The organism is Bradyrhizobium sp. SZCCHNR2028, assembly GCF_032380995.1.
Lineage (GTDB): Bacteria > Pseudomonadota > Alphaproteobacteria > Rhizobiales > Xanthobacteraceae > Bradyrhizobium.
Window position 1 is genome coordinate 44695 of record NZ_JAUHJF010000027.1, and the last position, 21305, is coordinate 65999.

Sequence of the window (21305 nt, forward strand, 5' to 3'; positions counted from 1 at the left end):
GTGAGGCGGCAGCGAGCCAAACAGGCCAAGCGAAATCCACACTACACGCTGACATCTCCCGACCACGGGGCCTCCCATGAACCTCTCCAAATTCTTCATCGACCGGCCGATCTTCGCAGGCGTGCTGTCGACGCTGATCTTCCTCGGCGGCTTGATCGCGCTGTTCTCCATGCCGATCTCCGAATACCCCGACGTCGTGCCGCCCTCCGTCGTGGTGCGCGCGACCTATCCCGGCGCCAATCCGAAGGTGATCGCCGAGACGGTGGCGACGCCGATCGAGGAGCAGATCAACGGCGTCGAGAACATGCTCTATATGAGCAGCCAGGCGACCACCGACGGCGCGATGACGCTCACGGTCACCTTCAAGCTCGGCACCGATCCGGACAAGGCCACGCAGCTGGTGCAGAACCGCGTGCAGCAGGCCGAGCCGCGGCTGCCCAACGTCGTGCGCCAGCTCGGCGTCATCACCAAGAAGAGTTCGCCCGACCTCACCATGGTCGTGCATCTGATCTCGCCGAACGGCCGCTACGATACGACGTACCTGCGCAACTACGCGGTGCTCAACGTCAAGGACCGGCTGGCGCGCATCGACGGCGTCGGCGACGTGCAGCTGTTCGGCGCCGGCGACTATTCGATGCGGGTCTGGGTCGATCCGCAGAAGGCGGCCGAGCACGGCCTGTCGGCGTCCGACATCGTCAAGGCGATCCAGGCGCAGAACGTCGAAGCCGCGGCCGGCGTGGTCGGCGCATCGCCCAGCGTCAAGGGGCTCGACCTGCAGCTCTCGGTCAATGCCGAGGGCCGGCTGTCGAACGAGGACCAGTTCGCCGACATCGTGGTGAAGACCGGCGCCCATGGCGAGATCACGCGGCTGCGCGACGTCGCGCGCATCGAGCTCGGCGCCTCGGAATATGGACTGCGCTCGCTGCTCGACAACAAGCAGGCGGTGGCGATCCCGATCTTCCAGGCGCCCGGCTCCAACGCGCTGCAGATCTCCGACAACGTCCGCGCCACCATGGCCGAGATCAAGAAGACGATGCCGGAGGGCGTCGAGTATCACATCGTCTACGATCCGACCCAGTTCGTGCGATCCTCGATCGAGGCCGTCGTGCACACGCTGTTCGAGGCCATCGTGCTGGTCGTGATCGTAGTGATCCTGTTCCTGCAGACCTGGCGCGCCTCGATCATCCCGCTGCTGGCGGTGCCCGTCTCGATCGTCGGCACCTTCGCGGTGATGCACCTGTTCGGCTTCTCGATCAACGCGCTCAGCCTGTTCGGCTTGGTGCTCGCCATCGGCATCGTCGTCGACGACGCCATCGTCGTGGTCGAGAACGTCGAGCGCAACATCGAGAGCGGCCTGTCGCCACGCGACGCCACCTACCAGGCGATGCGCGAGGTGTCCGGACCGATCATCGCGATCGCGCTGGTGCTGGTCGCCGTGTTCGTGCCGCTCGCCTTCATCTCCGGCCTCACGGGACAGTTCTACAAGCAGTTCGCGCTGACGATCGCGATTTCGACCGTGATCTCCGCCGTCAACTCGCTGACCCTGTCGCCGGCGCTGTCGGCGCTGCTGCTCAAGGGCCACCACGAGCCGAAGGACCGCCTCACCCGCATCCTCGACAAGAGCCTCGGCTGGTTCTTCCGCGGCTTCAACCGTGCCTTCGTCCGCGCCTCCGACAATTACAGCGGCAGCGTGTCGAAGGTGATCACCGGCAAGGCCGCGGTGATGATCCTCTACGTCCTGCTGGTCGGCGCCACCGCCGTGCTGTTCAAGCAGGTGCCGGGCGGCTTCGTGCCCGGCCAGGACAAGCAGTATCTGGTCGGCTTCGCCCGACTGCCCGATGGCGCCACGCTCGACCGCTCCGAGGAGGTCATCCGCAAGATGAGCGACATCGCGCTGACCCAGCCCGGTGTCGAGAGCTCGGTCGCCTTCCCCGGCCTGTCGATCTCCGGCTTCACCAACTCCTCCAATGCCGGCATCGTGTTCTCGACCTTGAAGCCGTTCGACGAGCGCAAGGATCCGTCGCTGTCCGGCGGCGCGCTGGCGATGGAGCTCAACAAGAAATATGCGGGCATTCAAGACGCCTTCATCGCAATGTTCCCGCCGCCGCCGGTCAACGGCCTCGGCACGATCGGCGGCTTCAAGCTGCAGATCGAGGACCGCGCCGGGCTCGGCTATGAGGCGCTCAACGACGTCACCAAGGCGTTCATGGCGGGCCTGCAGAAGTCGCCGGAGATCGCCGGCGTGTTCTCGAGCTTCCAGGTCAACGTGCCGCAACTGTTCGCCGACATCGACCGCACCAAGGCGCTGCAGCTCGGCGTGCCCGTGACCGAGGTGTTCAACACCCTGCAGATCTACCTCGGCTCGTACTACGTGAACGACTTCAACAAGTTCGGCCGCACCTATTCGGTGCGCGTGCAGGCCGACGCGCCGTTCCGCGCCCGTGCCGACGATATCCGCCAGCTCAAGGTGCGCTCCGCCTCCGGCGACATGGTGCCGCTGTCGGCGCTGCTCAACGTGCGACAGAGCGCAGGTCCCGAACGCGCCATCCGCTACAACGGCTTCCTGTCGTCGGACATCAACGCGGCAGCGGCACCCGGCTTCTCCTCGGGCCAGGCGCAGGCGGCGGCGGAGCGGGTCGCGGCCGAGGTGCTGCCGCCGGGCTTCGCCTTCGAATGGACCGACCTGACCTATCAGGAGTTCATCGCCGGCAATTCGGGCCTGTGGGTGTTTCCGCTCGCGATCCTGCTGGTGTTCCTGGTGCTGGCCGCGCTGTACGAGAGCCTCACCTTGCCGCTCGCGATCCTGATGATCGTGCCGATGGCGCTGCTGGCGGCGATGTTCGGTGTCTACCTCTCGAAGGGCGACAACAACATCTTCACCCAGATCGGCCTGATCGTGCTCGTCGGCCTCTCCGCCAAGAACGCGATCCTGATCGTCGAATTCGCCCGCGAGCTCGAATTCGCCGGGCGCACGCCGCTGCGCGCCGCGATCGAGGCCAGCCGGCTCCGGTTGCGCCCCATCCTGATGACGTCGATGGCCTTCATCATGGGCGTGCTGCCGCTGGTGCTATCGACCGGTGCAGGCTCGGAGATGCGGCGGGCGATGGGGGTCGCGGTGTTCTCCGGCATGATCGGCGTCACCGTGTTCGGCCTGTTCCTGACGCCCGTGTTCTACGTGCTGCTGCGAACGCTGACCGGCATGAAGCCGCTGACCCAGCACGGCGGCCACGGCACGGTGGCAGCGCAGCCTGCGGAGTAAACGGCATGTGAACAAGCGTGATGTCGGACGCGGAGAAACGCAATCGTCTCTTGTTTCGTAGAGGCAAGTGACAGTCGGCGTCCTCATCACGCTTCCCCGATGATCCGGGGCACGATCAATTCTCAGCGACTGTGAACTGGATCACAGACCAGCGCAGCGGAATGGAGGACGCCAACTCCAGCACGTTGCGCCGACCCGGCGGCCTGTCCCGCACCAGGCCGCCGGGTCATTCGACCGAAGGAGTTGCAACATGGATTTTTTGAATCATCTCGTCGCCGCCAGGCTGAAGAAGACGGCAAAGGGTTTTGAACGCATCGGCACACACGGTGCAGCGCGGCGGCTGCCGGCTCCGACCCGTGCACGGGCGACGAGCAGACCGGCGCTCGGCCTCGTCGTCGACAATTCGGCGGAGAGCGAACCGGTACCGGCACTTGCCTGCCCGGACGATCAAGGCTGCAGCGCCGGATTGTAGGGCCGCAAGCCCCCAACGCGTCACCGAGGTTGAACCCGGCCGGACCAGGCCAGGCGCCGGCAGCGGACGATCTCAACACGCCCCGCCGCAGCGCGGCCGACGCCGCCCCTAGCGCCAAAATGGCATCATCTCACGATCAAAACTCGCGCTTGCCACGGCTGGGAACAGCCGATAGCTTTTTTGAACCTTTCAAAGCGCGACGGATCATCGAGCATGTTTTCACGGCGGACCAGCCCCACGGGTGTGAAGGTGTCGAACGGAACGGGTCGGGCGACGCCACGCGCGGCCCTCACCGTCTCGAAGACGGTGCTGGTGGCTGCGGCAGCCGTGCTGAGCCTCGCCGCGGCGGCGCAGGCGCGCGATCTCACGGTGGTGTCGTGGGGCGGCAACTATCAGGACGCGCAGCGCAAGATCTACTTCCAGCCGTTCGCCGCCAAGCTCGGCGCCACCGTGCTCGACGAGAGCTGGGACGGCGGCTACGGCGTGCTGCAGGCCAAGGTGAAGGCCGGGGTGCCGAACTGGGATGCGGTGCAGGTCGAGGCCGAGGAGCTCGAGCTCGGCTGCAGCGACGGCATCTATGAGAAGATCGACTGGAGCAAGATCGGCGACAAGAAAGGCTTCATCCCGGCCGGCGTGAGCGATTGCGGCGTCGGCGCCATCGTCTGGTCGACGGGCATGTCCTATGACGGCGACAAGATCAAGGACGCGCCGAAGACGTGGGCGGACTTCTGGGACACGGCGAAGTTTCCCGGCAAGCGCGGCCTGCGCAAGGGCGCCAAATACACGCTCGAATTCGCGCTGATGGCCGACGGCGTGCCGGCGGCCGACGTCTACAAGATGCTGAAGACCAAGGAGGGCGTCGACCGCGCCTTCAAGAAGCTCGACGCGCTGAAGGCCGACATCGTGTGGTGGGAGGCCGGTGCGCAGCCGTTGCAGCTGTTGTCGTCCGGCCAGGTCGCGATGACCTCGGTCTATAACGGCCGCATCAGCGCCATCAACCGCACGGAGGGCAAGCATTTCGGTTTCGTGTTTCCGGGCAGCATCTACGCGGTCGACAGCTGGGTGGTGCTGAAGGGCTCGCCGAACAAGGATGCCGCGATGAACTTCATCGCGTTTGCGAGCCAGGCCGAGAACCAGGCCAAGCTGCCCGAATACATCGCCTACGGCCTGCCGAACATCGCCGCCGCCAAGCTGGTGCCGGAAAAATTCGCCGCCGAGTTGCCGACGACCCCCGATAATCTCAAGCAGGCGATCGCGCTCGACGTCGGCTTCTGGACCGACAATTCGGAAGAGCTGTCGAAGCGCTTCAACGCCTGGCTGGCGCGCTGAGGCTCGCCGCATCAGCAAACCGGGCGCGCGATGATCGTCGTCGCGACGCGCGCCTGCCCTCCTCGTGCATGAGTCCCGGCGAGGTCCGCGCCGAAAGCCTCCGTCATGGATACCCCCTTCATCTCGTTCCGGCAGGTGGTCAAGCGCTTCGCTGCGCTGACCGTGGTCGACGATCTCGATCTCGATATCGCGCGCGGTGAGTTCGTCGCCCTGCTCGGGCCCTCCGGCTCCGGCAAGACCACGCTCTTGATGATGCTCGCCGGCTTCGAGCAGCCGACCAGCGGCACGATCGAGGTCGGCGGCGCCAGGGTCGACGGGCTGCCGCCGCACAAGCGCAACATGGGTGTGGTGTTCCAGAACTACGCGCTGTTCCCGCATATGAGCGTGCGCGACAACATCGCCTTTCCGCTCAAGATGCGCGGCACGTCCAAGCCCGAGATCGCGCAGCGCGTCGCCCGCGTGCTCGACATGGTCAAGCTGTCGACCATGGCCGAGCGCAAGCCGGCGCAGCTGTCCGGCGGCCAGCAGCAGCGCGTCGCGCTTGCCCGCGCCCTGGTGTTCGAGCCGCAGGTGGTGCTGATGGACGAGCCGCTCGGCGCGCTCGACAAGAAGCTGCGCGAGCAGATGCAGCTCGACATCCGCGACCTGCACCGCCGGCTCGGCCTCACCATCGTGTTCGTCACCCACGATCAGGACGAGGCGCTGACGATGTCCGACCGCATCGCCGTGTTCAACCACGGCAGGATCGAGCAGATCGGCCGGCCGCGCGAGATCTACGAGCTGCCGCGCACGCCGTTCGTGGCGGAGTTCATCGGCGAAACCAACCTGCTGACCTGCCAGGTCGATGAGCACGCCGGCGAAGCCGTGCGGTTGACCACGGACTCCGGGCTGTCCTTGTCGGCGCATTCTGGCGTCGTACGCGGCGACGGCGGCAAGGTGCAGGTTTCGATCCGCCCGGAGGCGATCCGGATCAACGATCATGCTGCGGCGACGGCGAACCGTCTCACCGCCCGCATCCTCGATGCCGTCTATTTCGGCGACCACGTGCGGCTCGTGGCGTCAGTCGGCGAGCAGCGGCTGATCATCAAGGGCGACCGCATGAGCGAGGCGGCGGAGGTCGGCCGCGACGTGGCGCTGTCATTCGCGGCGTCGGATGTCTGGGTGGTGGGATCATGCGACCAGACCTCGCCCAGCGCCTGAAGGCGGCCCTGCTGCTCGCGCCGCTTCTGGCGTTCATGCTGTCGTTCTTCGTCGTGCCGCTGGTGACGATGATGAAGTCGGCGGTATCGGATCCGGTCGCGACCGAGTCCCTGCCCCGCACCCACAAGGCGCTGGCGCGCTGGGACCGCATAAGCGTGCCTCCTGCAACCGCACAGGCCGCGTTCGTCGACGACATCCGCAAGCTGGCCAATGACGAGCAGTTCGGCGATCTCGTTCGCCGCCTGAACAGCGCGCAGTCCGGCTTCCGCAGCCTGCTCGGCAAGACCCGCCGCGCGCTCGACAGCTCCGGCGCGGTCGACCTCGCCGCGATCGACTCGCGCTGGAGCGAGACCTCCTATTGGACGACCATCGCCGAGGCCGTGGCCTCGCCCTGGACCGACAAGAACCTGCTCGCCGCCGTCGACCTCGAGCGCAACGCCGCCGGCAATATCGCTGCGATGCCGGAGGGCGCCTCGGCCAACCGCCTGATCATGATCCGGACCTTCGTGACCTCGGCGCTGGTGACGCTGGCCTGCATCCTCATCGGCCTGCCGTTCGCGATGGTGGCCGCCTCGGTCGAGGGCTGGCGCCGGCAGATCCTGCTCGGCGCGGTGCTGCTGCCGCTGTGGACCTCGCTCCTGGTGCGCACCGCGGCCTGGTATGTCGTGCTGCAGGACAACGGCCTGATCAACGCCACCTTGAAGGGGCTCGGCCTGACGTCAGCGCCGGTGCCGCTGATGTTCAACCGGCTCGGGGTCGTCATCGCGATGACGCATGTGCTGCTGCCGTTCATGGTGCTGCCGATCTTCAGCGTGCTGATCGCGATCCCGCGCAACCTGATGCCGGCGGCGGCCTCGCTCGGCGCGCATCCGCTGCGCGCCTTCGTCCACGTGCTGTTGCCGCTTTCGATGCGCGGCGTCGTCTCGGGAGCGCTGCTCGTATTCATGGCCGCGCTGGGCTACTATATCACGCCCGCTTTGATCGGCGGCGCCAACGACCAGATGATCAGCTCGGTGATCGCCTACTACGCCACGGGGGCGGCGAACTGGGGCATGGCCGGTGCGCTCGGTCTCGTCCTGCTGGCGATGACGATCCTGCTCTATGCCGTCTACATTCGGCTGACCTCGGCCGAGGAGCAGCGCGCATGAAATGGCTGCCGCTCATCAAGCTGCTGTTCGCGATCGCCGTCGTCGTGTTCCTGCTCGGACCATTGATCGCGGTGCTGCCGTTGTCGCTGACCGACAGCGTGTTCCTGAACTACCCCATTCCCGGCTATTCGACGCGCTGGTTTCGCGAGCTGGTCACGGCCGAGTCCTGGCGGCTGTCCATCGTCAACAGCCTGCTGATCGGCTCGGGGACCACAGCCCTTGCAACGTTGCTCGGCACGCTCGCCGCGCTCGGCCTGCGCGGCAGGCGCGCCTCGCTGCTGATCTCGACCTTGCGCACCGTGTTCCTGCTGCCGATGGTCGTGCCGGCGGTGGTGCTCGGCGTCGGCATGCAGCTGATGTTTTCGCGCTACGGGCTCACCAACACCTATCTCGGCGTCATCATCGCGCACACCGTCGTCGCCGTGCCGTTCGTGCTGGTCAACGTCTCCTCGGCCTTGCAGGGCGTCGATATCCAGCTCGAGCGGGCCGCCGCGAGCCTCGGCGCCTCGCCCTCCGTGGTGCTGCGCTCGGTGACCTTTCCCATCGCGCTGCCCGGCATCATCTCCGGCGCATTGTTCGCTTTCGCGACCTCGCTGGACGAGGTGGTGCTGACGCTGTTCGTCGCCGGCCCCAATCAGCGCACCCTGGCGCGGCAGATGTTCGCCACCATCCGCGAGAACATCAGCCCGGCGATCGTCTCGGCGGCGGCCGTGTTCATCGTCGGCACGATCGCGCTGTCGCTGGCGATGCTCGCGATCCGGCGGCGGATGTCGTGACGAGCGAGCTGCCGTGCGCATCCGCCAGTTGAGTGACCCGTCATGCCCGGGCTTGACCCGGCCACGACGTCGTTGAGAGAGCTGGGCAACAATTCTGATCGTTGGATGTGGTCGGGCTATCCCACCTTTACATATTTCCGCCAGTCATGCGCTTCCTTGAACCCCAGCACCTCGCGCGCCTTGCGGTTCGACAGCGGCGCCTCGCGTTCGCCGAGCTCGCGGGTCACCGGCACGTCCGGGCAGTAACGCCGCAGCAGCTCGCGCGTCGGCATCGTTGCGGTGACGGTGTCGTTGACGGCGTTGAAGACCTGGAAGCCGAGCCCGTCCTTCTGGAGCGCCAGATGCACGATCTCGCCGAGGTCGCGGGCGTCGATATAGGACCACGCATTGCGCTTGCGCGACGGCGGATCGGCGAGGAAGCGCGGAAACATGTCGTATTCGTGCGGCTCGATGACGTTGCCGATGCGCAAGCAATAGATGTCGATGCCGTAGCGCATTGCAAACGCCCGCGCGGTCTTTTCGTTCACGACCTTGGACAGCCCATAGGAGTCCATCGGGTCGGTGTCGTAGTCCTCCTCGAGCGGAAAGCTCCTGAAGTCCTTGTCGCCCTCCGCAAAGCAGACCCCGTAAGTGGTCTCGCTGGAGGCGATGATGATCTTGCGCACGCCGAGCTTCGCCGCGGCCTCGATGACGTTGTAGGTGCTGATCGTGTTCACGCGAAAGGTCTCATTGTCGGGCTCGATGAGCACCCGCGGGATCGCGGCGAAATGCACCACCGCATCCGGCGCCCGTGGCGGCCGGCCGGCGTTGAAGCCGCCGAAGCCATGATGCGTGGTCAGCGCGTTGAAGGCCTGGCCGCTGTCTGTCAGATCGGCGATCAGGGTGTTGATCCCGGGGTGATCGAACGGCTTGAGGTCGACGTTGAGGAGCTCGTAGCCCTCGTCCTGCAGATGCGGCAGCACATGCCTGCCCGCCTTGCCTGTTCCCCCGGTGAACACCACGCGTTTGGCTGTCATTGTTCTGTCCTCGTGAATGCGTCGGTTCTAGCAGCTTCCACCCCGCCCGCTCCATAGGAACTTCCAACCGGCCGCGGCCCGCTGTCCCTCGACGTCGAACCGTGTTGCCGCGCCGCATGGGCTGACGAACGCGCCGGCCGGCAGGCGATCCATTTCAAGCTGTTCCTTGATGAAACATTCCACGCACGATTCCAACAATCCGAATTCGGCCAATGTCCCGACGGGCCAAACCCAAGCAACTCATTCGCGTCTGATCCATCACGGCGCTGGCGACAGCGGCCGCTGAGAATCTTTCTCACCATCAGTAGCCAGGTTCCCGCACTCGTGATAGGGCAACTAATTGCCGTTACGTAGATGCACTGGGCGACTGGTCCGTCCCGGAAGGGAGTTGCCTTGGCATCGATGGAGCTCAGCTTCCATTGCTCAATAGATCCCTTTGGCGGTCGGCGAGCCGTCGCTTCTGCTCTTGTTTCGAAATATCAAGGTAGTACTTGAGCAGCGTGATACCCGAACGCTCGATCATTGCCTCGAATGCCGGCACGGTCTCGAGGAATTCCTCGGTTTCCTCCTTGGTGCAGAAGCCCATGACGCGCTCAACTCCAGCCCGGTAATACCAACTGCGATTGAACAGCACGATCTCTCCTGCCGCGGGCAAGTGCGAAACGTGACGCTCGAAGTACCATGAACACTGTTCCCGATTGCTTGCCGGCCCCAGCGCCACGACGTGGGTATCACGCGGGCTTAGATGTTCGACGATCGACTTGATCGTGTCATCCTTGCCGGCGGCGTCGCGACCTTCGACGATGACGAGAATGCGCTGACCGCGCTCAATCACGCAGCGCTGCAGCTTCACGAGCTCTCCGATGAGACGAAATCGGATTTGTCCAATCGATGCACGCTGACGTTGCGCTAGATCAATTCGTACAAGCCTTCTCGGATCATTGTCGTTTTTGAGACACCGGATACGGGTAGCTGCGCTCCCCGAAAATGAACTTGGAGATGCCCTATGAACAAGTCGTCCAAAACCGTGCTGGCTGCACTCATCATCGCCACCACACCACTTCTCGTTGCTCCTGTCATTGCCGCTCCGGTAACCTCCCCGCTGATGTTGCGCAGCGCCGTGGCGCCATCGGTCGAGACCGTGCGATATCGCCATGGCTGGCACGGCGGCGCGGGTGTCGGAATTGGTGCAGGCATCGCGGGCGCGCTGATCGGCGGAGCGATCATTGGGGCAACGCAACCCTACGGATACTACGGCTACGGTCCCGGGCCGGTCTACGTCGCTCCGGCTCCCTATGTGGGCGACGCGGTCAGCTATTGTGCGCAACGCTTCAGGTCTTATGACCCGTATTCCGGCACGTATCTTGGTTACGACGGCTTACGACATCCATGCCCGTGAGAGTAACCGGAGTCTCCGCCTGTCTGTTGTGATTCAAGCCTGTCATCTATTCAGATCAACCGCTCGAAATAGAACAAATCCGCTACAGCTGGACGCCTCATTGGCGGGCTCCGTTCCTCCTTGTCCACTCATGAAAATGAGTGGACATTATTGGACTCCGTGCTCCCCTTCAGAGGCTGCTCCAGTCTCGCCGGGCGCTGTTCTTCTGAAACAAGGGCCTGCTCGTCCGGCGTGACGGAGGTCGACTACTCACGCTATCGTGGCCGCTACTACCGCGCCTCCGGAGTCCGCAATTGGCTCTGGCATCCCCGGCGCCGAAGCTGGAGTCGCTGCCTACGGACCCGGCTATTTCGCGCCGGGCTACTACGCACCAGGCCAATACGGTTGTCCCTACTGCTATCGTCGCCGCCACGTGCCATGCTGAGGGCACGATTAATCCAAGATATATAGAAGAGACGCGGTAGCGCTCGTCTGCGCCTGGGAACGTCACGGCTAAACATGCGCCGCGCAGCCCAAGCTTGTTGCCGTGATTAGGTCAACTCCGTTGACGCGTTCACCTTTATCGTCATGCCGGCCTTTCCGCCTCGAAATTACCCCCGCGGTTTTGCGCTACATCAAGGTCGCCATGACCGCGAGGAGCAGGCTGTTTTTCTCCTTCTTCAACCTGCGGAGAACCCAGATGAGCCTTCCGAGATTGTGGACTACCAGCCAGGAGCCTGCATTCGACCCATTCAGGGCCATGCGGCGTGAAATGGAGAACGCGCTTCGCGTTTTCGATCAGGGTTTGCCTTCTCCCAGCATTGGTGCCGGGGCGCCAGCAGTCAGCGTGGCGGAAACCAAGGATGCCTTCGAAGTGACCGCCGAACTTCCCGGCGTGGACGACAAAGATATCAAGGTCAGCCTGGACGGCAACCAGCTGGTTATCTCCGGCGAGAAGAAGGCGGAGAGCACGAAGGACGAAAAGGACTGGCACGTCGAGGAGCGCAGCTACGGCTCATTCTATCGATCGATGTCTCTCCCATTCGAGCCGGAAGAGGGAGCCGTCGAAGCTCACTTCGACAAAGGCGTGCTGCATCTCGCAATCAAGAAGCCGGCCAAGGCGGTGAAGACCACCAAGACAATCGATATCAAGACAGGTGCTCCACCGAGCGCAAGCCCCGCACCGAACAAGGCCGCCGCACCTGGCAAGGCCGCTTAGTTCTGCGCGGCAGAAAGCCGGAGACCAGACCGAGGTAAGCCGGTCGCGGTCTCCGGCTTTGGTCATTCGCCTCCTCCGGTGCCGCGATCGAATGAGACTTCGTAGCTTGATCGGCTTCATGGTCTTAGCGAGCCGCCATCACGCTTCTGCGATAGAATGAGAGCTCCGATGAAGAAGTCAGTTCGCTCAATTGAGGAGTCTGAGCAGAAGGTGCCACGTGCCGACCGGCCGCCGTCGGAAGGATTTGTGGTCATTGTCGACGGGCACTTCAAATCGGCGTTTGAGACGGCCGAAGCGGCCGAAGCATCAGGTCGTAAACTGAAGTCGACTTATCCGATGCTCAAAATCGAAATCTATGACGCCGCTACAAGGGTCAGAACCTTGTTGACCCAAGACACATAGCTATCGCATCGTCCTCGTCGGGAGCGGACAATGGCCTTCCTAAAAAGGGAACTGTATCGCCAGGTAAAAGGCCCCGATATCACACGCGAGGATCGCTGTTTCCTTGTCTTCGATACAGACACCAAGAACTTGTATGTCGAGCGAGAGGTGGCGCGTTTGGAGACTGGCATTGGGGGCACGATCGAATACCAAACGGCGACAATGGATATTTCGGACTATCTGACGCAGGGCGGTCAAACAGCTGGTCACCGCGAACTTTGGCGTTTGCTGAGAGCGCTCTTCAACGAGGACCGCGACGGTGCCGGCCCCTCGCGTGAGGTCTAACTTCGCCGCACCTTTTCACCGCCATCATCTAATGAACTCCGCACCCCAAGCCGACTGATCCGGCGCCGCGCGCACGACGACCTGCGGCGACGTCATGTTGGCTTTGCTTCTCTTTTACAATTTGCGCCAACAGTCTGCGCACTCGCTCATCGTGAAATGTCATTCCGAAAAGGGCCAGAACGACCTGGCCGGGCGGAAGTTCCTCATCGCCCTTTGCCTGTCGAATGAACATTTCCATCTCGCCATTTTCACGAACAACGATAGCCGCGTCGTTGGCACGGAGTTCAATGCGAGTCGGCCGTTTCAGCCCGAACATTCTCAACTCCTGTTTGCGCTTTCCGGCAGATGGCGATCTGCGGCCCATGGATGGAATACCATAGAAGCCGATCTCGCGGCTAGACGATTGCGCCCTCGAATCTTCTTCGGGCCGCCATATGCCTACTTCAACCCGCTGCCGCCCGCCCCGCAGCCTAGTAGAGGGAACGGGAATCGCGTTCGTCTGCTCTTGGACACCCGCCGCCTGGACTGCAGCCTAGGTCTCGTTTGTGTCCGTTGATTTGCATCAAAATGACATAGTGACGGCCTCGTAAGCTTCAACTGGTCAACTCCCGGCACGACAAGAGCGAAGCGCACCAATCAGGATTCCCGGACAATGTCTCGCAATATGCTCTATCTCGTCATCGGCGCACTCGCCGTCGTCGCGGTGACATTAGGCTATCAAGTCTACCGGGATCGACAGAAGACCGCTGGCGTCGAAATCAGCATCGGCGAGCGCGGTATTTCAATAGAAAAGAAGTAGCATAGCTCTTTCCCTGCCGGCGACGGCCTGTGCCGGAAGCTTGAAGATTGCGTACTCGATTCGGACGACCAGGAGACCCAATATCCACGGGGCCTATCAAAAGGAGGCGGGCAATGTCGATCGGACTTATCCTCATCATCCTTCTCGTCATCTTCCTGCTTGGTGGCTTCAGCGGCCGCTTTGGCGGCTACGGCTACGGTTACGGCCACGGCGGGATTGGTGTCATCGGCCTCATCCTGATCGTCCTCGTCGTGTTGCTACTTTTGGGTCGGATCTGATTCTGCCGGTGCCGGCTGCGTTGGCCGGCGCCCTCCAAAGGATCTCGTGACGCGGCGGAACATTTTCTATGTAACACCCACCATTTCTCGGCCTGAAGGGAAGTCTCTGACGCGCGCCCAGACGACGTTGGCTGGTATTCCACCGGGCCCCAATGAGCGCCGCAGCCTCGGCCGGGCACCGGGCCGTATAGCTTGATCCCAATCAACAATTCGGCCTAGCCGTAGCCTATGGTGGCAATGACCATCATCCCAGGCCCGGAGCCAAAGCGAGATGAACACGCAGCTCGGCACTGGTGCTGCGGCCGAAAGCAGGGAAGCTCTGCCCTATGTGCCGCGTCCATCGACTGGACGCCCGGCCAGCGAGCCGGCCGTACAGCCACGATTTGCGACGAGGCGCTGGGTTCTCGTTGGGATCGCGGCACTGCTTCTTGCTGCATCCCTGGGCATCTGGTGGTCGTTCAGCGGCGACGCTTCAGTTCGATATGAGACAGCATCTGTTGCGATCGGCGACATCGCGCGCGACATCAACGCCACGGGGTCGGTCAATCCGGAATTGACGATCATTGTCGGGACCTATGTCTCCGGCGTGATCCAGGAATTGAGTTGCGATTACAACACGCAGGTCAAACGCGGACAAAGCTGCGCCAAGATTGATCCCCGCCCCTATCAGAGCATCGTCGATCAGGCGAAAGCCAGTCTCGCCATCGCGAAAGCGCAACTGGAAAAGGACAAGGCATCGCTCACCTATGCCAAGGCCAACCTGGAACGCCTCGCCACGCTCGTCAGGACAAGCGCCGTGTCGGAGGACGCCTACGACAATGCGAAAAACGTGTACGATCAGGCTCTGGCGCAAATTGCGTTTGACGGGGCCACCATCCAGCAGCGCGAAGCCGTGCTCGCCGCGGCACAGGTCAATCTCGACTATACCAACATCATCTCGCCGGTCGATGGCACGGTCGTTTCGCGCGCCGTCACCATGGGACAAACTGTGGCGGCGAGTTTCCAGACTCCCACCTTGTTTCTGATCGCGACCGACCTCACCAAGATGCAGGTGGACGCCAATGTCAGCGAGAGCGACATCGGCGGCATCAAGAATGGCGACAAGGCGACGTTCACGGTCGACGCATATCCGAAACGTCTGTTCGAGGGAACGGTGACCCAGGTCCGCCAGTCCCCGCAAACCGTGCAGAACGTCATCACTTACGATGTCGTCGTGAGCGTCAACAACCCTGATCTGGCGCTCAAGCCGGGCCTGACGGCGGCGACAAGGATCATCGTCGATCGGCGCAGCGGCGTGCTCCGAGTTCCGAACCGGGCGTTGCGTTATGTCCCGACCGGGACCGCCCTTGGCGACACGAAACAAGCGCGCGTTTGGGTGCTGCGGGACGGATCGCCGGTGCCGGTTCAGGTCATGGTCGGGCTCGACGACGACGAGTTTACGGAGATCGTGCAGGGCGACCTGAAGATCGACGACCGGGTGATCGTCGCGGAGCAACGGAATTCAGCGAAAGCACGTTCCAGCGTGCCGCGGCCCCGCCTCTGATCGCATCGGCTACAACGATTGAAGGCACATGGCGGAGCCGGTTATCAGGATTGAGGGAGTGTCGCGGACATATCATGTCGGCGACATCGACGTTCGCGCGCTTTCGGACGTCAGCCTGATCGTCGAACATGGCGAGTTCATCGCCATCATGGGCGCGTCCGGATCGGGCAAGTCGACGCTGATGTCGATCCTCGGTTGCCTCGATCGGCCTACCGCCGGTCATTACTGGTTCGACGGTATCGACGTCGCGCAGCTTGCGGAGCCGGATCTCGCCGGCCTTCGCAGCGAGCGGCTTGGGTTCGTATTCCAGAGCTTCAATCTATTGCCGCGCACCAGCGCCATCGACAACGTCGCCTTGCCGCTTCTGTACGCGATGTCCGGCCAGAGCCATGCGAGCGCGCGCTTCGAGCGGGCCCGCGCGGTTCTGGACAAGCTCGGGCTGCGCGACCGGGAGCGCAACACGCCGGGCCAGTTGTCGGGCGGGCAGCAGCAGCGGGTGGCAATCGCGCGGGCCCTGATCAATCAGCCGAGCCTGCTGTTGGCGGATGAGCCGACCGGCAATCTCGATACCCGCAACTCCAACGAGATCATGCAGACGCTCAGCTCGCTCAATCGCGAACAGGGCGTCACCATCATCGTGGTGACCCACGAGCCGGATGTCGCGGCCTTTGCCGATCGCGTGCTGACCATGCGCGACGGCCAGATCATCACGGATGTGAAGAAGACAAAGCCCGCCAAGACGCCGCAGCCGGCGAGCGGGACGGCGGACAAATTGGTCCAGCCCAGGGAGCGGTCGGCCTACGTCGCAATGTCGGTCGCATCATGGCCCTTTGCCTGGATGGTGATGACGGCGGCCGCCGAGGCGATCTGGCGCAACAAGATGCGTTCAGCGCTGACAATGCTTGGAGTCTTCATCGGCGTCGCCGCATTGATTGTCATGGTGTCCGTCGGCCAGGGAGCGAACGAGGCGGTCCGAAAGGAGATCGCAAGGCTCGGGACCAACCTCGTGGTCATCCTGCCGGGCGCCGCCACAAGCGGGGGCGCTCGGGGGGGCTCCGGAAGCGCTTCGACGCTGACCGTTGCCGACGTCCGGGCGATCCGGCAGGAGGCACCCGCCGCCGGGGCGGTGAGCTACCTCATCCGCCAGCCGGGGCTGATCCGCTTTGCGAACCAGAACTGGACCACCGGCATTCAGGGCGTAAGCGCCAATTATCCTCCGATGACGAACTGGCAGATCGCCGCAGGGCGGGCGATCACTCCGGAGGACGAGCGAAGCTCGGCGCTGGTTGCGGTCCTCGGCGAGACCGTGCGCCGGCAACTCTTCGGCACCTCTCAGAATCCGATCGGGGCGACGGTGCAGGCCAAGGGTGTGTCGTTGCGGGTGGTCGGAATTCTCGAAACCAAGGGACAGACATCTTTTGGGCAGGACCAGGACGATCTGATCATGGTTCCGTTCACCACCGCCGAGCGCAAGATTATCGGCGTTGCCGCCCCAAGCCAGCAGCAAACGGCGATCAACTGGATTTATCCGACGCCGCCGAATCCGTATGGGCTTCAACCGCGCATGACCGGGTATGTGAATCAGATTTACGTGCAGGCGGTGGATCAGGCCGGCATCCAGGCGGCGATCGATCAAGCTACTGAAATCCTGGCGCGGCGTCACCGCATCCGCCCAGGCACCATCAACGATTTTTCCGTGCGCAACCTCAGTCAGATTGCGCAGACCGCGGAGGGAAGCAGCCGCATCATGGCGCTCCTCTTGGCCGCGGTGGCGTCCATCTCGCTTGTGGTCGGCGGCATCGGCATCATGAACATCCTGCTCGTCTCGGTGACGGAGCGAACGCGGGAGATCGGACTACGGATGGCGATTGGCGCGCGGAGATTGCACGTCCTGCTACAATTTCTTGCCGAGGCGATCTTCATCAGCGTCAGCGGCGGCATCGTGGGAATTGTCATCGGCGCGGCGTTGTCCGTCGCCATCTCCATCCTCACAGGCTGGCCGGCGCCGATATCCCTGGCCGCGATTGCCGGCGGGTTCCTGTTCTCGGCAGCCGTTGGCATATTCTTCGGCTACTACCCCGCGCGAAAGGCCGCTCGGCTCGATCCCATCGAAGCGCTGCGCTACGAGTAAGCAATACGTTGACCAGACGGCCCGACGTTGACGGGCTCGGGAAACTTGCGCATCCTAACTCCTTCACGAAATTTCGAAAGACTTCGCTCGTATGGACTGAACGAACCAGGCCAGGACGCAGAAGCCTAATCGACGGAAGCCGCCGCCCCATCAGCAACGCCGTCGAGTTTCGCCAGGCGCTTCGGTCGCGGGCCCGAACTCGCCGTATTCCGGACTGCCTCGGTCAGCATCTCACGGAGCTCGGCCTTCGTCTTATGCGGTTGCCGCGTGCTCGATTTCTGCCATTTTGCCATCTACCTAATATGGGGATGCCCGCGCAAAATGCCACTTTTTGGTTCCGGGCATGGGTCTTCGGCGGCGACGAGAGGCGGAACGCCCAGGAGCTCATACGCACGATCGACGATGTGTCCAAAGATATCGTCTGCGAACATGACGCGGGCTTCAGCGAGCAATTGTCCACGAGTGGACATGTTAGCTCGATTCATGTCCACCCGACGAGGCAAACGTCATCCCGCTGTTGCTCGGAGGGGATTGGCTGACGCCGGCTCAGCAGGCTGATGTGGCCGCGTTCGTGCCGAAGGCGCTCGACGCGCTGCTCCTGGACGGCGGACGCTTCACCTGGGCCGCCGGGCCGCTGACCAAGGGCTCGAACCTCCGCCATGGCACCGGCGGTCTGGCTCGACCGCGTGCGCCAGTTCGCCTGGGATTGCATCGCGGGCGACGCGCGGTTTCCCACCATCGATGTGGTCTGACGTCAGCGGTCTGCTGAGACGGCTTCCAGTCATCCGCACGCAGGGCAAAGCGCCGATGTCGGCCTGGGTGACTCGACGGGGAGCGATGGACGACGACAAGCGATATTTACGCCGAGGATGGACGGTGCTCGCGAAACGCAGTCGCGAGGGTTCTAAGCGCTTCGCGGGATTTGGCGTCCGAGAGTGTCGAGAGAAGAATGATTTCGGACGAGGGAAGCGAGGGCAGTCCGAACCGCCGGCTAACCTCGACCGTGCCGGCCGGCGCGAGCCGGCACGAGAATACGGCGGTGGCCAAGCCGGCCGAAACCGCGTCGGACACGACGGAGGAACCGCCGCCGAGGAAAACCTCCGTCCAGGCTATTCCCGCAGCGTCGAGCGCGCGGGTGGCGATGTCACGGACTCCGCAGGACGGCGACAACGCGGCCAAACGCAGCGGCTCGCCTGCTCGATGCACGAAGTCCGGAGATGCAAACCAGCCGAAGTGTTCCGGCGCAAGCACCTCGCCATCACGCCGGTCGTCCTCCCTGCGGATAATCGCCGCATCGATTTCGCCACGGTCGAAAGCGTCCAGCAGGTTGCGCGAATTGTCGAGCCGCACTTCGATGGTGAGCGCCGGGTCGTGTGCGTTCAACCGCGCCAGCAGTGTCGGAATCTCCGATCCCGCCACATGGCTGGCAATGCCGAGCGCAAACCGGCGACGAGTCGAGGATAGCCCCGCGACGGCGCGGTCATGGGCGGCAAGAAAGTCGCGCGCCGATTCAAGGAACACCGCGCCCTGCGCCGACAGCCGGACCAACCGCGGCGTCCGTTCGATCAGTTTCTGGCCGAGCCGGTCTTCAAGCCGTTTCAGCTTTACGCTGATCGCGCCCTGGGTGGTGCCAAGCACCTCCGCCGCCCGCGTGAAGCTCTGCTGATCGGCGATCGTCACGAAGGCCTGGACGGCATCCACGTCCAGTATGGTCATCCCATCTATCCAAATTTGCTGTCTTTGAAATATCCAACCATCCAGTTCTGGAATGGTCAAGTCCCGACTATGTTGCGTCCCACCGCAACACGCGAACCGAGTTGCGCCGCCTCTCATCACCGCTGGACTCCACCATTGCCGACCACAACGTCGGAAGGCCGAATCATGACCCCTGCACTGACACGCCGAAGTACAATCGCCTTGGCCGCCGCCTGCCTCTCGTCCCTCATGTTCGGCCTGGAGATTTCCAGCATCCCCGCAATCCTGCCGACGCTGGAGCAGGTGCTGCGCGCCGATTTCAAGCAACTCCAATGGATCATGAACGCCTATACGATCGCGGTGACGACCGTTCTGATGGCGACCGGGACGCTGGCCGACCGCTATGGGCGCAAGCGCATCTTCATGGTCTCTATCGCCGCGTTCGGCGTGACGTCGCTAGTCTGCGGCGTGACCGAGAACGTCTCGGTGCTGATCGGCGCCCGATTTCTCCAGGGCCTCAGCGGCGGCGCGATGCTGATCTGTCAGATCGCCATCCTTTCTCATCAATTCCAGGAAGGACGGCAGCGCGCCATCGCCTTCGGCTGGTGGGGGATCATCTTCGGCATTGGTCTTGGCTTCGGTCCGATCATCGGCGGCGCGATCGTCGCGGTCTCGAGCTGGGAGTGGGTGTTCTTCGTCCATGTCGCGTTTGCGATCCTGACACTGATGCTCACCCTCAGCGGCGTTCAGGAATCGAAGGACTCTGAGGCCGGCAGTCTCGACGTTGCGGGCATCATCACACTGTCGTTGTCGGTCTTCTGTCTCGCTTTCTTCATCACACAGGGACCGGATCTCGGCTTCACCAGCCCGACCGCCCTGGGAGTCATTGGCGTTGCGATCGCGAGCTTCATCGCTTTCATCATCGCCGAAAGGTTCAGCCCGCGACCGATGTTCGACTTCTCGGTATTCCGCATCCGCGCTTTTTCCGGCGCAATCATCGGCTCGGCCGCGATGAACTTCAGCTTCTGGCCCTTCATGATCTATTTGCCGATCTGGTTTCAGGCGGGCCTCGGCTACGACAGTGTCTCTGCTGGTCTCGCATTGCTTGCCTACACCCTTCCGACGCTCGTCGTGCCGCCGCTGGCGGAGCGGCTTTCGCTACGCTATCAGCCCGGTTTCGTCATTCCCGTTGGCCTGTTCATGATCGGTCTGGGCTTCATTCTGATGAAATTTGGTAGCGCCGCCGCGCAGGCAAGCTGGCTGACGATGCTGCCCGGGTCGCTGTTCGCCGGGATCGGCCTCGGCCTGACCAACACCCCTGTTACCAATACGACAACGGGTGCGGTTTCGAGCGATCGTGCCGGTATGGCGTCCGGCATCGACATGAGCGCCCGGATGATCTCACTGGCGATCAATATCGCGGTGATGGGTTTCATCTTGATCAGCGGCGTGCTGGCACACCTCAAAAATGCGCTGCCGGATTCATTGGACGCCGCGCATCTGCGCTTCTTCGCCGAGAGGATCGCCGCAGGAAGTCTTGTTTCCGTTCCAGAGCTGTCGGAGTCGCTCGTCCATCAGGCGCTTGTCCAAGGCTTTGGATGGGTGATGCTTTACGGTGGGGTTGGCGTTTGGGGGCTCGCTCTCGTCAGCCTGCTTGCTTTTCGGCCTCAGGACCATCGATCGATGAAGTCGCCGATGGTTTGAAGGCAGCGCGGTGAATGGTCCGTTCGGCCGTCGGCCAGTCTCTTCGAACTCACGACCCGTCGGCGAAAGATCGAGTGGCCCGGCCCGCCGGGCAAATCGCGCCGCGCAAGCAGCCTGCACGAGGCGCGATGTGCCGGCTCATCCCCGCGGGCTCGAGGTCGATTGCGGCCCCAACCGCATGCGCCGAAAAACTCATTTCGCGCGCCGGTTCAAACACATCGCCCTCGCCGGCCATTCGAGCAAGAAGATTTCTGTTTCTTTTTTCCAGAAATCGTGCTTTCCTCTCGTCCGTCCCGTCTCACAAGAGGGGCGCTTCGCGGTCGTCACGAACGTCGAGGCGGGATGCGGTGGGCGTGTCGATGTTGCAGCGTGGCTGAGCCGCGCCGACGAACGACGTTGATGCGCACGGTCAAGTCGCGTGGTCCTGGCATCCCGATGCTGATGTCCAGCGCAACGTGCGCAAGCACGTTGTGCGATACGGTGGCCAGAAAGCCCGGCGCACCGGGGAGATCGCGAAGCAGCCGTCAAAACCATCGCGCGGGGAATGCCGGGTGTTCTCGGCTGAACCTGTGGTGACTGCCGCCTGCTTTTTTTCTGCAGGCGGGCCATGGGTGGTGTGCCGAGTATGAACG

At 63.2% G+C, this 21305-nt stretch carries 20 protein-coding genes; 16 read left to right on the forward strand and 4 right to left on the reverse strand.

Annotation, left to right across the window (positions count from 1 at the left end; all coding sequences use genetic code 11):
• Positions 1 to 76 precede the first annotated feature (76 nt).
• From QX121_RS28560 to QX121_RS28585, 6 genes are all read left to right on the forward strand, one after another.
• Positions 77 to 3259: a multidrug efflux RND transporter permease subunit gene (locus QX121_RS28560; protein ID WP_315736501.1), complete on the forward strand. Its 3183-nt coding sequence runs from the start codon at positions 77 to 79 to the stop codon at positions 3257 to 3259.
• Positions 3260 to 3509: 250 nt separating this feature from the next.
• Positions 3510 to 3731, forward strand: coding sequence for a hypothetical protein (locus tag QX121_RS28565; protein ID WP_315779124.1), 222 nt, complete (start codon positions 3510 to 3512; stop codon positions 3729 to 3731).
• A 213-nt stretch (positions 3732 to 3944) separates the two neighbouring features.
• Positions 3945 to 5060: an ABC transporter substrate-binding protein gene (locus QX121_RS28570; RefSeq protein ID WP_315736499.1), complete on the forward strand. Its 1116-nt coding sequence runs from the start codon at positions 3945 to 3947 to the stop codon at positions 5058 to 5060.
• Between the two features lie 105 nt (positions 5061 to 5165).
• Positions 5166 to 6260, forward strand: a complete 1095-nt coding sequence (locus QX121_RS28575; protein ID WP_315736498.1) for an ABC transporter ATP-binding protein — start codon at positions 5166 to 5168, stop codon at positions 6258 to 6260.
• 35 nt (positions 6261 to 6295) lie between these two features.
• Positions 6296 to 7408 carry an ABC transporter permease gene (locus QX121_RS28580; RefSeq protein WP_315813641.1) on the forward strand — a complete coding sequence of 371 codons (1113 nt, stop codon included), beginning with the start codon at positions 6296 to 6298 and terminating at the stop codon, positions 7406 to 7408.
• On the forward strand, positions 7405 to 8184 hold the full coding sequence (locus QX121_RS28585; protein ID WP_315813633.1) for an ABC transporter permease: 780 nt from the start codon (positions 7405 to 7407) through the stop codon (positions 8182 to 8184). Before QX121_RS28580 ends, QX121_RS28585 begins: the two co-directional genes overlap by 4 nt.
• Before the next feature lie 116 nt (positions 8185 to 8300).
• On the opposite strand, the gene QX121_RS28590 is transcribed toward QX121_RS28585, so the two are convergent.
• Both QX121_RS28590 and QX121_RS28595 read right to left on the reverse strand, forming a co-directional pair.
• Positions 8301 to 9200, reverse strand: coding sequence for an NAD(P)-dependent oxidoreductase (locus QX121_RS28590; protein ID WP_315813634.1), 900 nt, complete (start codon positions 9198 to 9200; stop codon positions 8301 to 8303).
• A gap of 409 nt (positions 9201 to 9609) precedes the next feature.
• A complete protein-coding gene (locus QX121_RS28595) occupies positions 9610 to 10053 on the reverse strand; it encodes a hypothetical protein (RefSeq protein WP_315813635.1) in 444 nt (147 codons plus the stop codon).
• 153 nt (positions 10054 to 10206) lie between these two features.
• Between QX121_RS28595 and QX121_RS28600 the strand changes: the two genes are divergently transcribed.
• The 4 genes from QX121_RS28600 to QX121_RS28615 all read left to right on the forward strand — a co-directional run bounded on the left by QX121_RS28600 (position 10207) and on the right by QX121_RS28615 (position 12523).
• Positions 10207 to 10599: a BA14K family protein gene (locus tag QX121_RS28600; RefSeq protein WP_315736495.1), complete on the forward strand. Its 393-nt coding sequence runs from the start codon at positions 10207 to 10209 to the stop codon at positions 10597 to 10599.
• A gap of 679 nt (positions 10600 to 11278) precedes the next feature.
• Positions 11279 to 11797 carry an Hsp20/alpha crystallin family protein gene (locus QX121_RS28605; RefSeq protein WP_315795972.1) on the forward strand — a complete coding sequence of 173 codons (519 nt, stop codon included), beginning with the start codon at positions 11279 to 11281 and terminating at the stop codon, positions 11795 to 11797.
• Positions 11798 to 11965: 168 nt separating this feature from the next.
• Entirely contained in the window at positions 11966 to 12199 is a 234-nt protein-coding gene (locus tag QX121_RS28610) for a hypothetical protein (protein WP_315736493.1), read from the forward strand.
• Positions 12200 to 12229: 30 nt separating this feature from the next.
• Positions 12230 to 12523: a hypothetical protein gene (locus QX121_RS28615; protein ID WP_315736492.1), complete on the forward strand. Its 294-nt coding sequence runs from the start codon at positions 12230 to 12232 to the stop codon at positions 12521 to 12523.
• Between the two features lie 28 nt (positions 12524 to 12551).
• On the opposite strand, the gene QX121_RS28620 is transcribed toward QX121_RS28615, so the two are convergent.
• The gene (locus QX121_RS28620) at positions 12552 to 12839 is read right to left on the reverse strand and encodes a hypothetical protein (protein WP_315813636.1); all 288 of its coding nucleotides are present in this window, start codon (positions 12837 to 12839) and stop codon (positions 12552 to 12554) included.
• Positions 12840 to 13187: 348 nt separating this feature from the next.
• On the opposite strand from QX121_RS28620, the gene QX121_RS28625 reads away from it, so the two are divergent.
• The 4 genes from QX121_RS28625 to QX121_RS28640 all read left to right on the forward strand — a co-directional run bounded on the left by QX121_RS28625 (position 13188) and on the right by QX121_RS28640 (position 17274).
• The gene (locus QX121_RS28625; protein ID WP_315813642.1) at positions 13188 to 13322 is read left to right on the forward strand and encodes a hypothetical protein; all 135 of its coding nucleotides are present in this window, start codon (positions 13188 to 13190) and stop codon (positions 13320 to 13322) included.
• 113 nt (positions 13323 to 13435) lie between these two features.
• Positions 13436 to 13600: a DUF3309 family protein gene (locus QX121_RS28630; RefSeq protein WP_315759375.1), complete on the forward strand. Its 165-nt coding sequence runs from the start codon at positions 13436 to 13438 to the stop codon at positions 13598 to 13600.
• A 271-nt stretch (positions 13601 to 13871) separates the two neighbouring features.
• Entirely contained in the window at positions 13872 to 15143 is a 1272-nt protein-coding gene (locus tag QX121_RS28635) for an efflux RND transporter periplasmic adaptor subunit (RefSeq protein WP_315813637.1), read from the forward strand.
• Between the two features lie 28 nt (positions 15144 to 15171).
• Complete coding sequence (locus QX121_RS28640) at positions 15172 to 17274, forward strand: ABC transporter permease (RefSeq protein ID WP_315813638.1); 2103 nt, start codon at positions 15172 to 15174, stop codon at positions 17272 to 17274.
• Positions 17275 to 18132: 858 nt separating this feature from the next.
• On the opposite strand, the gene QX121_RS28645 is transcribed toward QX121_RS28640, so the two are convergent.
• On the reverse strand, positions 18133 to 18990 hold the full coding sequence (locus QX121_RS28645) for a LysR family transcriptional regulator (RefSeq protein ID WP_315736488.1): 858 nt from the start codon (positions 18988 to 18990) through the stop codon (positions 18133 to 18135).
• Between the two features lie 165 nt (positions 18991 to 19155).
• Between QX121_RS28645 and QX121_RS28650 the strand changes: the two genes are divergently transcribed.
• Both QX121_RS28650 and QX121_RS28655 read left to right on the forward strand, forming a co-directional pair.
• A complete protein-coding gene (locus tag QX121_RS28650) occupies positions 19156 to 20673 on the forward strand; it encodes an MFS transporter (RefSeq protein ID WP_315813639.1) in 1518 nt (505 codons plus the stop codon).
• A gap of 130 nt (positions 20674 to 20803) precedes the next feature.
• Positions 20804 to 21073, forward strand: coding sequence for a hypothetical protein (locus QX121_RS28655; RefSeq protein ID WP_315813640.1), 270 nt, complete (start codon positions 20804 to 20806; stop codon positions 21071 to 21073).
• Positions 21074 to 21305 lie beyond the last annotated feature (232 nt).

What these genes read in the sequence shown, in the direction of transcription:
- QX121_RS28560 (WP_315736501.1), top strand. Translation starts at nt 77, where the DNA reads ATGAACCTCTCCAAATTCTTCATCGACCGGCCGATCTTCGCAGGCGTG.
- QX121_RS28565 (WP_315779124.1), top strand. Translation starts at nt 3,510, where the DNA reads ATGGATTTTTTGAATCATCTCGTCGCCGCCAGGCTGAAGAAGACGGCA.
- QX121_RS28570 (WP_315736499.1), top strand. Translation starts at nt 3,945, where the DNA reads ATGTTTTCACGGCGGACCAGCCCCACGGGTGTGAAGGTGTCGAACGGA.
- QX121_RS28575 (WP_315736498.1), top strand. Translation starts at nt 5,166, where the DNA reads ATGGATACCCCCTTCATCTCGTTCCGGCAGGTGGTCAAGCGCTTCGCT.
- QX121_RS28580 (WP_315813641.1), top strand. Translation starts at nt 6,296, where the DNA reads ATGCTGTCGTTCTTCGTCGTGCCGCTGGTGACGATGATGAAGTCGGCG.
- QX121_RS28585 (WP_315813633.1), top strand. Translation starts at nt 7,405, where the DNA reads ATGAAATGGCTGCCGCTCATCAAGCTGCTGTTCGCGATCGCCGTCGTC.
- QX121_RS28590 (WP_315813634.1), bottom strand. Translation starts at nt 9,200, where the DNA reads ATGACAGCCAAACGCGTGGTGTTCACCGGGGGAACAGGCAAGGCGGGC.
- QX121_RS28600 (WP_315736495.1), top strand. Translation starts at nt 10,207, where the DNA reads ATGAACAAGTCGTCCAAAACCGTGCTGGCTGCACTCATCATCGCCACC.
- QX121_RS28605 (WP_315795972.1), top strand. Translation starts at nt 11,279, where the DNA reads ATGAGCCTTCCGAGATTGTGGACTACCAGCCAGGAGCCTGCATTCGAC.
- QX121_RS28610 (WP_315736493.1), top strand. Translation starts at nt 11,966, where the DNA reads ATGAAGAAGTCAGTTCGCTCAATTGAGGAGTCTGAGCAGAAGGTGCCA.
- QX121_RS28615 (WP_315736492.1), top strand. Translation starts at nt 12,230, where the DNA reads ATGGCCTTCCTAAAAAGGGAACTGTATCGCCAGGTAAAAGGCCCCGAT.
- QX121_RS28620 (WP_315813636.1), bottom strand. Translation starts at nt 12,839, where the DNA reads ATGTTCGGGCTGAAACGGCCGACTCGCATTGAACTCCGTGCCAACGAC.
- QX121_RS28625 (WP_315813642.1), top strand. Translation starts at nt 13,188, where the DNA reads ATGCTCTATCTCGTCATCGGCGCACTCGCCGTCGTCGCGGTGACATTA.
- QX121_RS28630 (WP_315759375.1), top strand. Translation starts at nt 13,436, where the DNA reads ATGTCGATCGGACTTATCCTCATCATCCTTCTCGTCATCTTCCTGCTT.
- QX121_RS28635 (WP_315813637.1), top strand. Translation starts at nt 13,872, where the DNA reads ATGAACACGCAGCTCGGCACTGGTGCTGCGGCCGAAAGCAGGGAAGCT.
- QX121_RS28640 (WP_315813638.1), top strand. Translation starts at nt 15,172, where the DNA reads ATGGCGGAGCCGGTTATCAGGATTGAGGGAGTGTCGCGGACATATCAT.
- QX121_RS28645 (WP_315736488.1), bottom strand. Translation starts at nt 18,990, where the DNA reads ATGACCATACTGGACGTGGATGCCGTCCAGGCCTTCGTGACGATCGCC.
- QX121_RS28650 (WP_315813639.1), top strand. Translation starts at nt 19,156, where the DNA reads ATGACCCCTGCACTGACACGCCGAAGTACAATCGCCTTGGCCGCCGCC.